We start from the raw sequence: 14644 nt of genomic DNA, 5'->3' as shown, positions 1-14644 counted from the left end.
CGCGAAGGCGGTGTGTCAGTCACCATCAATACTGACTGACACACCGCCTTCGCGAGCAAGCCCGCTCCCACATTTAGATCTGTGTATCAGGCGCTGACGGGTTGTGCCTTGGTGACTAGCTCAGCTTTGGAAACTGGTTGATAAAGAATGTAGTAATACGCCCCCAAACAAATCAACCAGCAGAAAATCGCCGTCCACACGTTGTGCGAAAAGAAGTGCGCCCCCTGCATCATCCGGCTGATGGAAAACACCGAACCCAACGCGAAGGCAAAGACAAACGCCTTGCGTGCCAGACGCGGGCGACGGTCGCGCAACACGAAGAACAACGCAAACAGCGTGAAACCGGTTGCCGCATGACCACCCGGCCAGCAGCGGCCCGGCTTGTCGGTGTGCGGACGAGGGCTGAGCAGTTCGCTGTAGGTTTCGTGCCCGCCGAATTGCTCCAGACTCCATGGGCATTGCACCGCCGTCACCGCTTTGACCGGGGTGACAAACGAGGTTGCCAGTGCCAGAGACAACACCAGGCAACCCAGTTCACGCTTGAATGGTTTGAGCCTGTCCATGAAAAAGGAACCGATGAAGCCCAGAATGGCGAACACCGAAAAGGCGATGACCACTTGCTTGGCCCGGTCATGCAGGATGTCTTCCAGGAAGTAACTGTGCCGTCCTATGAACTCGCCTGCCACTGGGTCATAGAACCGCTTGGCAAGGTCCATGTCCAGGGAGGTCAGTTCGAGCAACAGCAGGGTGATCGCCGCAATGGCGGGCACTCCCAGGCATAGCCAGGCATTCAGTGGCCTGGAAGCGGGGCGGGCAGCGGTCGAAGCCATGGCAATTCCTTGGTGGGTGAAATGTTCTGAAGAGCACAACCGCGGGAGTCTGAACACGCCTCTGTCGTCAGCCTGTGAATCGATGGTGAAAAAGTTGTTAAGGCCGTTTCAGGTTTTTTTTGTCGGATTTACCCCTGCACGCCACCCTATCCCTGAGCCACACTTGGCCTTAAGCTGCGCGCCAAGACAGCCGTTACTGTGTACGGAGGAGGTGCCGATGCGAATTCTATTGGTTGAAGACAACCGCGATATCCTGGCCAATCTGGCCGATTATCTGGGGCTCAAGGGTTACACCGTGGATTGCGCGCAGGACGGTTTATCGGGCCTGCACCTGGCGGCCACCGAGCATTACGATTTGATCGTGCTCGACATCATGCTGCCCGGCATCGACGGCTACACCCTGTGCAAGCGTCTGCGCGAAGACGCCCGCCGCGACACGCCAGTGATCATGCTCACTGCCCGCGATCAACTGGATGACCGTTTGCAAGGCTTCAAATCCGGTGCAGACGACTATTTGATCAAACCCTTTGCCCTGTCCGAACTCGCCGCGCGGATCGAGGCGGTCATGCGCCGTGCCCAAGGGGGCGGTCGCCGTGCCTTGCAGGTAGGCGATCTGAGCTACGACCTCGATACCCTGGAAGTGACGCGCGAAGGCCGCCTGTTGAAACTCAACCCGGTGGGCCTGAAGCTGCTGGCTGTGTTGATGCAGAAAAGCCCCCATGTGTTACGCCGCGAGGTCCTCGAGGAAGCCCTGTGGGGCGATGACTGCCCGGACAGCGACAGCCTGCGCAGCCACGTCCATCAACTGCGTCAGGTGATCGACAAGCCGTTCGACAAGCCCTTGCTGCACACGGTGCATGGCGTCGGTTATCGCTTGGCCGAGGGCCGTGATGGAGTTTAAACAGAGCCTTGCCCAACGGATCATCATCGCCTTTGCGTTGATGAGCGCGCTGGTGGCGGGAGCCTTCGCCATGGGCATTGTGGCGACCGTGCACCTGGTGGAAGAGAAACTGATTTCGGCAGGTCTGGGCGGCGATTTGCAACGCCTGTTGCTGATGGACAGCGTGTCGGACTGGAGCCACCGTCCCGAGCCGGACCAGCTGTTCTATTTCAGCGGCGGCCCGGGCGACTTCGAATTACCCAAGGATTTGCGGCACCTGGACTCAGGCTTTCATGAAGTCTTTCGCGAGCAGCTGTCATATCACGCGATGGTCGAAATCGTTGACGGTCGGCGTTACGTGCTGATGCAGGACCAGAGCGATTTCGAAGAGCGTGAGCGGGTGCTGTTTGCCGTGGTGCTGGTGGGTTTCGTACTGAGCCTGGCATTGGCGGTATTTTTGGGCTGGGTGCTGGCGCGCAAGGTCATGGCGCCAGTGGTGCGACTGGCCCGTCAGGTGCGTCATCGCGATCAACTGCTAGGGCTGGCGCCGCCACTGGCGCCGGACTATGCCGCCGATGAAGTGGGCGAGCTGGCCGTGGCCTTCGACGCCACCCTTGGGCGTTTGCGTCAAGCATTGACCCGTGAGCGATTGTTCACCAGTGACGTCAGCCACGAGCTGCGCACGCCGTTGATGGTGTTGGCCAGTTCCTGTGAACTGTTGCTGGAAAACCCTGGTATCGATCAGCGCGGCCGTGCTCAGGTGGAGCGAATTGCCCGTGCGTGTGCCGAGATGCGCGAGCTGGTGCAAACCTTCCTCATGCTGGCTCGCGCTCAACATGAAGACGCCAGCATGGCTCCCCAGCAGACCCTGAGCCAAGTGGCCGACGGGCTACTTTCTCAATGGCGCGAGCCGATCGAAGCCAAGGGCCTGACGCTGAACTTTGAGCCGGGCAATCCGCCGGACACCCGCTATAACGCGACCCTTTTGCATGCGGTGATGGGCAACCTGTTGCGTAATGCGCTGCATTACACCGAGCACGGTTACATTCGCCTCGCCCTGACGGATACAGGGTTCGTGGTCGAGGACAGTGGAGTCGGCATTCCCGAGGAAAAACGCGAGGCGATGTTCGAGCCTTTCGTACGCGGCAACGAGAAACGCGGCGAGGGCCTGGGGTTAGGGCTATCGCTGGTGCAACGGATTTGCGAGAACCAGGGCTGGAACGTCAGCCTGACCAACATGGAACCCAATGGTTGCCGCTTTCAGGTGGATTTGAGTCCGTCTTTGATCTGAAGGAAAAACGAAAAGATCCTGAATTGGCCCTGTAAAACCCTGAAATAATTCCGGGTTTTACATGACAATTTTTTCACAAAGGCACGACCTGACACTGACACGACGCTACCTAAGGTGGTGGTCATCAGAAGTTCAGGAGGCTGCAGTGATGGCTGGTCCGATCAAACTCGATTTTTCCGAAAAGTACGACGATCAACACGCCCAGAAATATTTGCGCAAGCATCAGGAGGGGCTCGGCCGCCGACTGTCCCACTGGCGTGACGAACAATTGGCGCGAAAAGCGCTGACGCTGGCCGGTGAGCCAGGATTGGTCCTCGATTTACCGTGCGGCGCGGGGCGTTTCTGGCCGCTGCTGGCGGAAAAACACAACCGCGTCATCATCGGGGCCGACAACTCGGAGTCCATGTTGAAGACTGCCATGCAGGCGCAACCCGCCGACGTGGTGAAACGGGTACAACCCTTGCACACTTCTGCATTCGACATTGCCTTGCCCGATAACGCCGTCGACAGCATTTTCTGCATGCGCTTGCTTCATCACATCGGTGAAGCCGAGCATCGACTGACCATCCTGCGCGAATTCGAACGAGTCACCCGTGACAGCGTGATTGTTTCGCTGTGGGTGGACGGCAATTTCAAGGCCTGGAAACGCAAGCGCGCGGAGAAACGACGTAGTCAGGAGGGTTACCAGAATCGATTTGTGTTACCGGCCGCCACGGTTGAAAAGGAATTCGAGCAGGCGGGTTTTCGGATCCAGGAACACCTGGATTTTTTACCGCTCTATGCCATGTGGCGGGTATACGTATTACGCAAGAGGTAACAAGATGGCAATGCAATGTGCAGCACAAACAGAAGTGGCTTCTCAGGACCGCTTCGACTACTTCTGGAACCTGCGCGGTGAATGGGTAGAAGAACCCAACGTCCGTCGCGGTGGCGAAAGTGGTGTGCAGCGCGTTAGGGGCAGTGATGGACAGTTGCTCTACACCAAGCGTCAAACCGGGCATATCTATCGCAGCGCGTTACACCCGTTCGGCCGGCCGACGGTGTTGCGCGAACGCGATGCGCTCATTGGCCTGCGTCTGCTCAACGTTCGTGTTCCGGAAATCGTTTTTTGCGGGGCGCAGCGCGATCCCATGCACAAATGGCGCGCACTGCTGGTTACCAAGGCCCTGGATGGCTTCGGGGAAATCCAACACTGGTACGCGGGTGGCGGTCGCGAGCGTTACGGTGAGGCGGTGCACGATCGCGTGTTGAAGGATCTGGCCGACAACCTGGCCCGCATGCACAAGGGCCGTTGGCAACACAGCTGTATCTACATCAAGCATGTATTCGTGAGGGTCACCGGCGAAGGCGAGTCAGCCAAGGTCGAGGTGGCGTTGATCGATCTGGAAAAATGTCGGCAGCGCTTGACCCCCCATCAAGCGGCGGCGCACGACCTGAAACAACTACGTCGCCACTCGTCGTTCAGCGATACGGACTGGAAAAAACTCGTCTATTTTTATGAGACGGCGTTTGGCAGCGCTATCAAAGGCTTATAACAATGAAACTCGAAATTGCACGAGGTTTGTTTTTAGCCGGAGCCTTGGCAGTTGCTTCATTGGCGGTGGCGGCCTGGGAGCAACCCCGCACGCAAGTCCTCAGCTCCGTGCACGGTGACGCGCATTGTCCGTTGCCCCGGGTTGCCAAGGCACCCGTGGCCACTCAACCCGATCATGACTTGTTACTGTTCATGTTCGGACTTTCTCAGGGACTGAGGCCACAGAGTTGAACAGATTGAAGCCCAAATAAAAGGCCTCGCAGATGCGAGGCCTTTTTTGTATCCGATCGTTCAATGTGGGAGCGGGCTTGCTCGCGAATACGGTCTGACATTCACTAGTGATGACGACTGACACACCGCCTTCGCGAGCAAGCCCGCTCCCACTTTGGTTCTGCATCGCCCACAGGGTTATGGGTGTTTTTCAGGTTTGTCGGGCTTGGCCAGCAACGTGTAGATGCACGGCAACACGAACAAGGTGAACAGCGTCCCAATCGACATCCCCGTCGCGATCACCGTGCCGATGTCGAACCGGCTGACCGCACCCGCGCCCGTGGCGATGATCAACGGCACCATGCCGAACACCATCGCCGCCGTGGTCATCAATACCGGACGCAGACGAATGGCCGCCGCTTCCTCCACCGCTTCGCGAGGCGACAGGCCCTTCTCCTTGCGTAGCTGGTTGGCGAACTCGACGATCAGGATCCCGTGCTTGCTGATCAGCCCGATCAACGTCACCAATCCCACCTGGGTATAGATGTTCATGCTCGACCAGCCAAGGAACAGCGGGATCAACGCGCCACAGATCGACAGCGGCACGGTGACCAGAATCACCAGTGGGTCGCGGAAGCTTTCGAACTGGGCTGCCAGCACCAGGAAGATGATCGCCAGCGCCAGGGCGAAGGTGACCCACAGCGCGCTGCCTTCCTGAACGTATTGCCGTGATGCGCCGGCATAGTCGACGGCGTAACCCGCCGGAGCTTCTTCTCGAGCGATCTGGCGCACGGTGTCGATGGCTTCACCCATGCTGACCAGCGGGACCCCGGAAAGAATTGCCGAATTGAGTTGCTGGAACTGGTTCAACTGACGCGGTCGCGCCCGGTCGGTCACGGTGATCAGGGTCGACAGGGGCAGCAATTCGCCCTTGGTGTTCTTGACGTAATAATGGTTCAGCCAGTCGGGGTTATCCCGGAAGGGTCGTTCCACCTGCGCAATGACTTTATAGCTGCGACCTTCGATGGTGAAACGGTTGATCTCCGCTTCACCCAGCAACGTTGCGAGGGTGCCGCCCAGGTCCTGCATCGACACACCCATTTGTGCAGCCTTGGCGCGATCGATATCCACCACGACTTCGGGTTTGTCGAAGGCCAGGTCGACGTCGACGAAGGCGAATTTGCCGGACTCCATCGCCCTTTTTTTCACCCGGTCCGTCACTTCCAGCAATGACTCGTAGGTGTTGGCCGAGTTGATCACGAATTGAAACGGCAAGCCTTCGCCGGTACCCGGCAGGGAAGGCAGGTTGAAGCCGAAGATTTGTAACCCGGGGATGCTCTCCAGCTTGCTTTGGACCTCGGGGAGGATCTGCATCTGGGTCCGGTCGCGTTCGTTCCAGGGTTTGAGCAGGAAGCCGCCGATCCCCGATTGCACGCCGTTGAAGCCGTTGATCTGGAACGAGGAGTAGTACTCGGGGAACTCCTTGAAAATCGCGAGGAACTCGTCGGTGTAGGTGTTCAAGTAGTCGAGGTTGGCCGGCTGCGGGGCACTGGCCATCATGAAGATGACGCCCTGGTCCTCGTCCGGCGCCAGTTCCGATTGGGTGAATTTGAGCAGGACCGGAATCAGGCAGAGCACGATCACCGCGAACACCAGCACCACCGGCCGGGTATTGAGGGTGCCATGAAGCACACTCTGGTAGCGGCGCTTGAGGCCTTCGAAGATCACGTCCAGGCGATGGGCCAGGCCGGTAGGGTTTTCATCGTGGCGCAGCAGCAGGGCGCACATCATCGGCGACAGCGTCAGGGCTACGACGCCGGAAATCACCACCGCCCCGGCCAGGGTCAGGGCGAACTCCTTGAACAGCGCTCCCGTCAGGCCGGTCAGGAAGCCGATCGGCGCATAGACCGCCGCCAGGGTGATCGTCATCGACACCACCGGCATGGCGATTTCCGCAGCGCCTTCAAGCGCGGCATCCAGCGGTGTCTTGCCTTCTTCAATGTGCCGATGGATGTTCTCCACCACCACGATGGCATCGTCCACCACCAGCCCGATGGCCAATACCATCGCCAGCAAGGTCAGCAGGTTGATCGAGTAGCCCATCATCTGCATGAAGAACATCACGCCGATCATCGACAGCGGAATGGTGACCACCGGGATCACCACCGAGCGCAGGGCGCCGAGGAACAGGAACACCACCACGATCACAATCAGCACCGCTTCGAACAGGGTTTTCACCACTTCGTCGATAGACGCTTGAATGAACAGCGTGGCGTCGTAGGCGATTTCACCTTTCAGGTTCGGCGGCAGCTGGGCCTCCAGCTCCGGCATGATCTTGCGCACTTCCCTGATCACATCCAGCGGGTTGGCGCCTGGCGTGGCCTTGATGCCAATGTACACCGAGGGCGTGCCACCGAAAGAGCTGATGGTGTTGTAGTTCTCCGCGCCCATCTCGACCCGCGCCACGTCCCGTAACAGCACGCGGCTGTCGCCATCGACCTTGAGCGGAATCGCGCCGAAGGCTTCGGCGGATTTGAGTTCGGTGTTGGCGTTGATGCTGGTGACCACATACTCGCCTTTCACTTCGCCGGCGGCGGAGAGGAAGTTGTACTGGCGCACGGCGTTGGTCACATCGCTGGCGCTCAGGCCGTAACCGGCGAGTTTCACCGGGTCCAGCCACAGGCGCATGGCGAATACCTGGTTGCCAAGAATCTCGGCTTCGGCCATGCCCGGCAGGGTCGCCAGTTTCGGCTGGATGACCCGTGACAGGTAATCGGTGATCTGCGGATTGCTCAGTTCGTCGCTGAAGAAGCTGATGTACATCAGCGCCGAAGCGTCGGCGGCTTCCTTGCTCAGCACCGGGTCTTCGGCGTCCTGGGGCAGCTGGTTCTTGACCTCGTTGGCCTTGGCCAGCAGTTCGGTGAACAAGCGGTCGCTGTTGGAGCCGATGCGCGCGTAGATCGAGATCACCGAGAAGTTCTGGCGACTGACCGACGTCATGTAGTCAATGCCTTCGGCGCTGGCCAGGCTCTGCTGCATCGGTTGGGTGATGTAACCCTGGATGGTTTCGGCGTTGGCCCCGGGGTAAGCGGTGGTCACCGTGATCAGGGCGTTTTCCATTTGCGGGTATTGGCGCAGTGGTAACTTGCTCCAGGCCTGGAAGCCCAGCAGCACAATCAACAGGCTGACCACGGTGGCGAGCACCGGGCGGCGGATGAACGGGTCGGTAAAAGCCATGGGGATTCCTTGATCAGTCAGCGCGCGGCTGACTGCTCTTCTCGGCTAGGGTCTTGTCGTCGCTGATGGCAATGTGCGCGCCGTGGTCCAGTTTGATCTGGCCCCCCGTGACCACTTTTTCGCCGTTCTGCACGCCTTTGGTGATCATGACCATTCCATCGCGGCGTTCGCCGGTTTCGATGAAGCGCCGCTCGGCGATCAAAATCGGCTCGCCCTTGTCGTCTTTTTCGAGGCTGCCGTCTTCGGCCTTTTTCTGCGCGACGACGTACAGCGAGTTGCCATAAAGGGTGTAGGTGATCGCGCTTTCCGGCACGACGATGCGTGGCTGCGGATCGGGCAATATCACCTGCAGACTGGCGAACATCCCCGGCAGCAGTTTGTCATCGGGGTTGGCCAGGGTTGCGCGCACCAGCACGTTGCGGGTGCTGCTCTCGACCTTCGGGTTGATCGCACTGATAGTGCCGGGGAAACTCTCTGTCGGGTAGGCTGAGACAATGACTTGTACCGGTTGGCCGAGGGCTATTTTCGGCACCGACTGTTCGGGCACAAAGAAGTCGACGTAGAGGCTGCTGATGTCTTGCAGGGTGGCGATCATCGTGCCGCTGGCCACGTAGTCGCCGACGTCTACCTGACGAATGCCGATGGTGCCGCTGAACGGGGCGAGGATGCGTTTTCTCTCCAGTGCCGCCTTGAGCTGATTGACGGTGGCACGGCTCTTTTGCAACACCGCCGAGAGTCGGTCGAACTCGCCTTTGGAAATGGCCTGGCTGCCCACCAATTGGCTACCGCGACCGTAATCCAGTTGCGCCAGTCCCAGGTCGGCTTGAGCGGTTGCCAGCAGGGCCGTTTCAACGGCGGTGTCGAGTTGCAGGATCGGCTGACCGGCCTTGACCTTCTGCCCCGACTCGAACTGCACCTCCTTGACGGTGCCAGCGATCTCCAGGCTGAGGTCGACCCCTTGCAGCGCCGTGAGGGTGCCGACCGTTGGCAAACGGCTTTGCCACGGACGTTCGGTGGCGGTGGCCACGGCGACATTTATCGGCGGTTTCGGCACGGAGAAGCCTTGCATCATCGTGTAGATGGAAAAGGCTTTGTAACCGGCCAGGACCAGCACGATTAGCAGAACAACACCCAACATGATCAGCATGCGGCGACGCAGCATATTTCCATTTCCTTGGAGAAAATCAGGTGAGACAGGCGGGAACATTACTCCGAGTGTGGCAGTGAATCCAACTGCCACTTTTTACAGGCGAGCACAAAACCTGTAGGAGCGAAGCTTGCTCGCGAAAGCGATGTATCAGTCAGCGGAAATACCGACTGATACATCGCTTTCGCGAGCAAGCTTCGCTCCTGCAAGGGCGGGTGAGATCAGATCAGATGAAGATGGTTGTCCCAGAGCCCGGCAGGCAATTCCAGAGGTTTTGCGACAAGGGTTGTCTGGCGGCAATCGTAGTAGCGGCAGCGTCCTTGGCCGGAGGTCACGACGAAACCATCAGCCACGGCCCCGACACCGGCGCAGTCGGGAAGTGGCGCATCCAGGCGCACTTCACCACTGTCCAGGTTCCAGATAAAAAAGCGGTTGCCCCGCGGCGCGGTCAGGGCGACCAGACGCAGTTCGCTGTGTACGGCGACGCTGGCGGTGTAATGCCCCATGGCCTGCAACTGATGCTCGGGGACCGGGAACGCCACGAACGGTTGGCCGGGCCGCTTGATCGCCAGCAGCTCCGATGACTCGTGGGCATCGCCCATGAACTGCTGGCCGGCGACGATGGTGCCGTCGCTGGCGACGCCCAAATGCCGCACGCTGTTCATCTGCTGGGCCAGTGTTTCCTTGCTCAACAAAGTGCCATCGCGCTGCATTAAAACCAGGCTCGGCTCCATCGCGTTGAGGTTCATCTCGACCCGGCTTTCGGCCTCGGTACGAATGCCGCCGTTGGCCACAATCAGCGTTTCGCCATCGGGCATCCACGACACCTGATGCGGGCCCACGCCATGGGTGGAAAGCTCGCCACTGTGCACCAGCCGCTCACCTTCGAATTTATACACACCGAGCAGGCCTCGGCCCGGATCGGAGGTGTCGTTCTCGGTGGCGTACAGCCAGTCGCCGCTCTGGTGAATCACTGCGTGACCGTAAAAGTGCCGGTTTGGCTGCGAGACCACGGTTTGCAGCAGCGTGCCGTCGCGCAGGTCGATCAGGTAACTCCCGGTGCCCGGACGCCGAGCGACGAACAGCGCTATCGGCCGCGTCGGGTGGTTGATGATGTCGTGGCAACGCTGGCCGACCTGGGTGGCAAACACCCGGGTGCCATCCAGCCGATAACCGACGGCGTAGTGCTTGCCGTCACCGTCGTCCCGCGCCGAGAGCAGCAGCGGGCTTTTGTCCTTTTGCTTGAACAGCGTCCAGCCGCCCAGTGTCACCGCACCCAGCAGCAAACTCCCTAACGTCAGAGCCTGGCGTCGCAGCATGGCACTTGCCCTCATCAGTCACCGTCGTTGGCGTTGAAGCCCAGTTGGATGCCCAGCGCCTTGGCCAGTTCGCCTTCGTGCAGGCGATGGACAACGTTGAGGCTGTCGTAGATGGCGTTGAGCTGCTGGCGCCCGGCATCGTCGGTGAGCATGTCGGTGAGCGAGCGCTGGTTGCTGGCGAACAGCTTCAGGGACGCTGCGTAGGCCGCATCGATCTTGTCGGCCAAGGGTTTCTGCTCGCTCGGCAACAGCCCGCGCAGGCCTTTGTTGTCGACACCGAGCCAGACGGTTTGCGCCGCGCTCAGGCTCGCTTCCAGGCTTTTCAGCGACGATTGGCTGCGCCAGGCATCGGCCTGGAACGGCTGTGGCGTGCCTTTGCTCTGACGGCCCATCGGCGTGCCGAGTTTTTTCTTCAGGGTGTCCAGCGCGGTGACCTGCACGCGCAGCAGATCGGCGATCGCTTCGTGGGAGTCGGCATAGCGCTGGTTCGGGAATTTGCTCATCTGCGCGAGCATGCCGTCGTTGGTGTTCCAGCGCGAAAGGATCTCTTCGGCCAGTTGCTTCTGACGTTCGCCAATGGCAGTCAACAGCGGGCAGTATTTGGCTTTCTGAGCGCTGTCGGCCATGTCGATCTTGCTGTCGAACAGGATGTATTCATAGGCCGAGAGCCCCTGAACCACAACGCTGGACTTGGTCAGGGCGGCGGCATCGATCTGTGGCTGCGCGGTGACCAGTTGCTCGACCTGACGGCCCACGAGGTTCTTTTTGTCCGGCCAGAACTGCACCTGCCAGGAACGGTTGCCCTCGGCCAGCGGCCCGATCAGCAGCGGTTGCAACTCGGCCCAGGCTTTCTGCGCGTGCAGGAAGTCGGCGCGGGCGGTTTCGAGGTTTTCCTTGCCTTGGCAGAACGCCAGGGCGCTGACCGCCAATTGACGGTCGGCTTCGACCCAGCGGCTGTAGGTTGGCAGGATCACTTGCTTGGCGATGGCCGCTGACGTGACCGCTTGCGGGTCCTGAGGCGAACAGGCGCCCAAGGCGAGGGCGGCAAGGCTGGTGAACAACAATTTGGGACGGAACATGTCGGGCTCCCGCTGAAGGAAAACGTATTAAAGGGAATTCAAAAACGCCAGCAATGCAGCGCGCTGCTCGGCATTGAAAGACAAAACCTGTTGCTGCGCCGCCTGTGCCTCGCCGCCATGCCAGAGCACGGCTTCGAGCAAGTTGCGGGCGCGACCGTCATGCAAAAATTGGCTGTGGCCGCTGACCGCTTGTGTCAGGCCTATGCCCCACAACGGCGGGGTGCGCCAGTCGCGGCCGCTGGCCTGGAACTCGGTGCGGTTGTCGGCCAGGCCGTCGCCCATGTCATGCAGCAGCAGGTCGCTGTAAGGGCGAATCACTTGATTGGCCAATTCAGGTTCCGCGGCGTTGGCGGCGGTGGTGTATTTCGGGGTGTGGCAGGACTGGCATCCCGCCTGGAAAAACAGATTCTTGCCGGCCAGCACTTGCGGCGCGCCGACATCGCGACGGGCCGGTACCGCGAGGTTACGGCTGTAGAACAGCACCAGACGCAGGATGTTATCGCTGACTTCCGGCTCGCCATCCGGGCCATTGCCGTTGGGCGCCTGCTTGCAAGCGGTTTGCGCGTCGGTGCAGTCATCAACGGATCTCAGGCTAGTCGTGAGGCCCATATCACCAGAGAACGCGTGAACGTTTTGTTGATTGAGGTTCGGTTGCCCGGCCTTCCAGCCAAATCGCCCGAGGACGGTTTCCTGCTGCGCGTCGTCCCAGACCCGGTTCGGTCGTCCGGCGATGCCGTTCTTCTCCCGAGCCTGGGCCTCGGCGTTAGCCAGGATGGCCTCGTCGGGAATCGCCTCAAGCAAGCCCAGGCCAATCATCGGCGGTGCGATGCGCGCCGAGAAACGCGTGTCGGGGTGCATCGGGCCGTAGCCGAGTTGCGTGATCTGCAGGGTCGGCTTACGCAACTCGATTTCGCTGCCGTCCTTGAACCGCACCGGGACCGCTGTGTAATCGACGCGCACCTTGCCTTCCGGAACGACGCCGGGCACCGACATGTCCTGGAACTGCCCGCCGTAGACCGGCTCCGGAACCACACCCAGTTGTTCGATGACTTTGGCATAAGCCGGCGCATCAGGGATCGACAGACGCACCAGCATCGACACCGCATTCGGTGCATCGGGCGCGGGCGGGTGACCGCGCCCGTCCTTGATGTGGCAGTTCTGGCAGGCGTTGGTATTGAACAACGGGCCAAGGCCATCGCGGGCGGTGGTGGTCGACGGCGCGATCACCCAAGGGCTGCGAAAGAAACTGTTGCCGACGCTGAAATCGACGCGCCGTGACGGCGGCAGATTGGCGGACGGCAGGGAGAATGCGTTCTGATCGGTCTTGCGCACCGTTGCGCTGCCGCCGGAGCGGGCTTCACCGGGTTCGGCCTGGGTGAAACGCGGGGCGTCATCGCAGGCACTCAGGCCCAGGGCCAGCAACAGAGCGGACAAGCGAAGAGGCAGCGAGGGCATCGGACATCCTGCAAGACGAGCAAAACAAGGGCGCAAAGTCTAACAGGGCAGGAGAGTTTGAATAAGAGGAATTATCGTTTGGTTGATGTGGGGCAATAACTCTCAGCGCAATCCAATGTGGGAGCGGGCTTGCTCGCGAAGGCGGTGTATCAGGCAACATTGACGTCGACTGATACTCCCTCTTCGCGAGCAAGCCCGCTCCCACATTTTGATCTGCGTCTGGGCTAACAAAAAAGGCGACCCGAAGGTCGCCTTTGTAGCCAGCGTTGATCAGAACTCGTGATCAGCGTTGTCCGGGTTCAGGTCGCTGATGCCCAGTTTGCCGGCGGCCGCTTCGATCGAACCGGTCTGCTTGACCAGCGAAGCGATGGCGTCACGCACGATCTGGTTGCCAGCAGTGTTACCGGCAGCGATCAGTTGGTCGTAGTGCTCACCCTTGTTGGCGTGATCGACCATGACCTGAAGCTTGGCTTCGGTGGTAGCCAGGTCGGCTTTCAGGGCGGTGTCGGCTGCCGGGTCGGCTTTGGCGACCAGCGACGACAGGCTGGCGCCGGTCATTTTGCTGCCATCGACGCGGGTGTATTCGCCCAGGTACACGTTACGCACGCCTTTGGCGTCGTAGAAGTGCGAGTTGTGGGTGTTGTCGCTGAAGCAATCCTGTTCGTCTTCCGGGGAGTTGGCTTCCAGGGAAACCTTCATGCGCTCGCCCGCCAGTTCGCCCAAGGACAGGCTGCCCATGCCGAACAGCATTTTGCGCAGGCCGGTTTCAGCCGGTTCCGCTTCCAGGGTGGCGCGGTAGTTGTCGGCCACGTTCGGCTTCCAGTTACCGACCATTTCTTGCAGGTCGTTGACCAGCAATTGGGTCACGGATTTCAGGTAAGCGCGACGACGATCATTGTGACCGCCGGTAGCGCCTTTGCCTTCCAGGTAGTCGGTAGCCGGACGGTTGCCGGCGCCAGGGCCGGTGCCGTTCAGGTCCTGGCCCCAGAGCAGGAATTCGATGGCGTGGTAGCCGGTGGCGACGTTGGCCTCGGAACCGCCCAGCTCGTTCAGGCTGGCGAGTTTTTCCGGGGTGATGTCTTTCACGTCGACCTTGTCTTCGCCGACCTGAACTTTAGTGTTGGCGATGATGTTGGCGGTGGCGCCCGGGTTACCCAGTGCGTGTTCGTAGGATTTGTCGACGTAGTCGATCAGGCCTTCGTCCAGTGGCCAGGCGTTCACCTGACCTTCCCAGTCGTCGATGATGGTGTTGCCGAAGCGGAACACTTCGCTCTGCAGGTAAGGCACGCGGGCCGCAACCCAGGCAGCCTTGGCGGCTTTCAGCGTATCGGCGTTTGGCTTGGCCAGGAACGCGTCGACGGCGGTTTGCAGGGTTTTCGCGGTGGATTCGGCATCGCTGTAAACGGCGAAGACGATGTCGGCGTAGTGCGCAACCACAGCCTTGGCGGCGGCTTCATCGACTTTACCGGTAGCAGCAGGCGCAGCCGGGGCAGCGGTGCTGGCGGCCGGGGTCGGCGCTTGTGGAGCGGCAGCCTTGTCTTTGCCTTCGCCGCAACCGGCGAGGGAAATAGCGATGGCCAGCAGACTGGCGGTGGCCAGAGGCATACGAATCATGGCGAACATCCTGCTTCGGTGATTGATGGACGCGCGAGGGGCGCGCAA

12 protein-coding genes are annotated in these 14644 nt (G+C 60.3%); 5 read left to right on the top strand and 7 right to left on the bottom strand.

The features are described from left to right. Nucleotides 1-86 precede the first annotated feature (86 nt). Nucleotides 87-830, bottom strand: a complete 744-nt coding sequence (locus KW837_RS19490; RefSeq protein ID WP_218398025.1) for a phosphatase PAP2 family protein — start codon at nt 828-830, stop codon at nt 87-89. Nucleotides 831-1047: 217 nt separating this feature from the next. Here KW837_RS19490 and colR point away from each other — a divergent pair, with 217 nt between their 5' ends. The 5 genes from colR (at nt 1048) to KW837_RS19465 (ending at nt 4766) form a co-directional block, all read left to right on the top strand. Beyond that, complete coding sequence (colR, locus tag KW837_RS19485; RefSeq protein WP_008069526.1) at nt 1048-1731, top strand: two-component system response regulator ColR; 684 nt, start codon at nt 1048-1050, stop codon at nt 1729-1731. Continuing rightward, nucleotides 1721-3001, top strand: a complete 1281-nt coding sequence (locus KW837_RS19480) for a HAMP domain-containing sensor histidine kinase (RefSeq protein WP_123500740.1) — start codon at nt 1721-1723, stop codon at nt 2999-3001. The genes colR and KW837_RS19480 overlap by 11 nt, the downstream gene beginning before the upstream one ends. Nucleotides 3002-3149: 148 nt before the next feature. Continuing rightward, the gene (locus KW837_RS19475; protein WP_218398023.1) at nt 3150-3818 is read left to right on the top strand and encodes a class I SAM-dependent methyltransferase; all 669 of its coding nucleotides are present in this window, start codon (nt 3150-3152) and stop codon (nt 3816-3818) included. 4 nt (nt 3819-3822) lie between these two features. Further along, nucleotides 3823-4536 (top strand): lipopolysaccharide kinase InaA family protein, encoded by a 714-nt coding sequence (locus tag KW837_RS19470; protein ID WP_218398021.1) that lies wholly within the window; start codon nt 3823-3825, stop codon nt 4534-4536. Nucleotides 4537-4538: 2 nt separating this feature from the next. Further along, nucleotides 4539-4766, top strand: coding sequence for a hypothetical protein (locus tag KW837_RS19465; protein ID WP_026331876.1), 228 nt, complete (start codon nt 4539-4541; stop codon nt 4764-4766). A 177-nt stretch (nt 4767-4943) separates the two neighbouring features. On the opposite strand, the gene KW837_RS19460 is transcribed toward KW837_RS19465, so the two are convergent. The 6 genes from KW837_RS19460 to KW837_RS19435 form a co-directional block, all read right to left on the bottom strand. Continuing rightward, nucleotides 4944-7982 (bottom strand): multidrug efflux RND transporter permease subunit, encoded by a 3039-nt coding sequence (locus KW837_RS19460; protein WP_192343818.1) that lies wholly within the window; start codon nt 7980-7982, stop codon nt 4944-4946. A 13-nt stretch (nt 7983-7995) separates the two neighbouring features. Then, nucleotides 7996-9144 (bottom strand): efflux RND transporter periplasmic adaptor subunit, encoded by a 1149-nt coding sequence (locus tag KW837_RS19455; protein ID WP_218398019.1) that lies wholly within the window; start codon nt 9142-9144, stop codon nt 7996-7998. 206 nt (nt 9145-9350) lie between these two features. After that, nucleotides 9351-10448: a DUF1513 domain-containing protein gene (locus KW837_RS19450; protein ID WP_218398017.1), complete on the bottom strand. Its 1098-nt coding sequence runs from the start codon at nt 10446-10448 to the stop codon at nt 9351-9353. A gap of 14 nt (nt 10449-10462) precedes the next feature. Further along, nucleotides 10463-11527 (bottom strand): imelysin family protein, encoded by a 1065-nt coding sequence (locus KW837_RS19445; RefSeq protein ID WP_218398015.1) that lies wholly within the window; start codon nt 11525-11527, stop codon nt 10463-10465. 27 nt (nt 11528-11554) lie between these two features. Beyond that, the gene (locus KW837_RS19440) at nt 11555-12982 is read right to left on the bottom strand and encodes a di-heme oxidoredictase family protein (RefSeq protein WP_218398013.1); all 1428 of its coding nucleotides are present in this window, start codon (nt 12980-12982) and stop codon (nt 11555-11557) included. A gap of 270 nt (nt 12983-13252) precedes the next feature. Continuing rightward, nucleotides 13253-14596, bottom strand: coding sequence for an imelysin family protein (locus tag KW837_RS19435; RefSeq protein ID WP_123500723.1), 1344 nt, complete (start codon nt 14594-14596; stop codon nt 13253-13255). Nucleotides 14597-14644: the final 48 nt, after the last annotated feature.

Origin of the sequence: Pseudomonas sp. PDM24 (assembly GCF_019218905.1) — a bacterium.
In the GTDB taxonomy this organism is placed as follows: domain Bacteria; phylum Pseudomonadota; class Gammaproteobacteria; order Pseudomonadales; family Pseudomonadaceae; genus Aquipseudomonas.
This window is presented reverse-complemented; position numbering and strand designations above follow the sequence as displayed.

Coding starts and splice junctions, on each gene's coding strand:
- KW837_RS19455 (WP_218398019.1), bottom strand. CDS start 9,144: ATGCTGCGTCGCCGCATGCTGATCATGTTGGGTGTTGTTCTGCTAATC.
- KW837_RS19440 (WP_218398013.1), bottom strand. CDS start 12,982: ATGCCCTCGCTGCCTCTTCGCTTGTCCGCTCTGTTGCTGGCCCTGGGC.
- KW837_RS19470 (WP_218398021.1), top strand. CDS start 3,823: ATGGCAATGCAATGTGCAGCACAAACAGAAGTGGCTTCTCAGGACCGC.
- KW837_RS19460 (WP_192343818.1), bottom strand. CDS start 7,982: ATGGCTTTTACCGACCCGTTCATCCGCCGCCCGGTGCTCGCCACCGTG.
- colR (WP_008069526.1), top strand. CDS start 1,048: ATGCGAATTCTATTGGTTGAAGACAACCGCGATATCCTGGCCAATCTG.
- KW837_RS19465 (WP_026331876.1), top strand. CDS start 4,539: ATGAAACTCGAAATTGCACGAGGTTTGTTTTTAGCCGGAGCCTTGGCA.
- KW837_RS19445 (WP_218398015.1), bottom strand. CDS start 11,527: ATGTTCCGTCCCAAATTGTTGTTCACCAGCCTTGCCGCCCTCGCCTTG.
- KW837_RS19450 (WP_218398017.1), bottom strand. CDS start 10,448: ATGCTGCGACGCCAGGCTCTGACGTTAGGGAGTTTGCTGCTGGGTGCG.
- KW837_RS19480 (WP_123500740.1), top strand. CDS start 1,721: ATGGAGTTTAAACAGAGCCTTGCCCAACGGATCATCATCGCCTTTGCG.
- KW837_RS19435 (WP_123500723.1), bottom strand. CDS start 14,596: ATGATTCGTATGCCTCTGGCCACCGCCAGTCTGCTGGCCATCGCTATT.
- KW837_RS19490 (WP_218398025.1), bottom strand. CDS start 830: ATGGCTTCGACCGCTGCCCGCCCCGCTTCCAGGCCACTGAATGCCTGG.
- KW837_RS19475 (WP_218398023.1), top strand. CDS start 3,150: ATGGCTGGTCCGATCAAACTCGATTTTTCCGAAAAGTACGACGATCAA.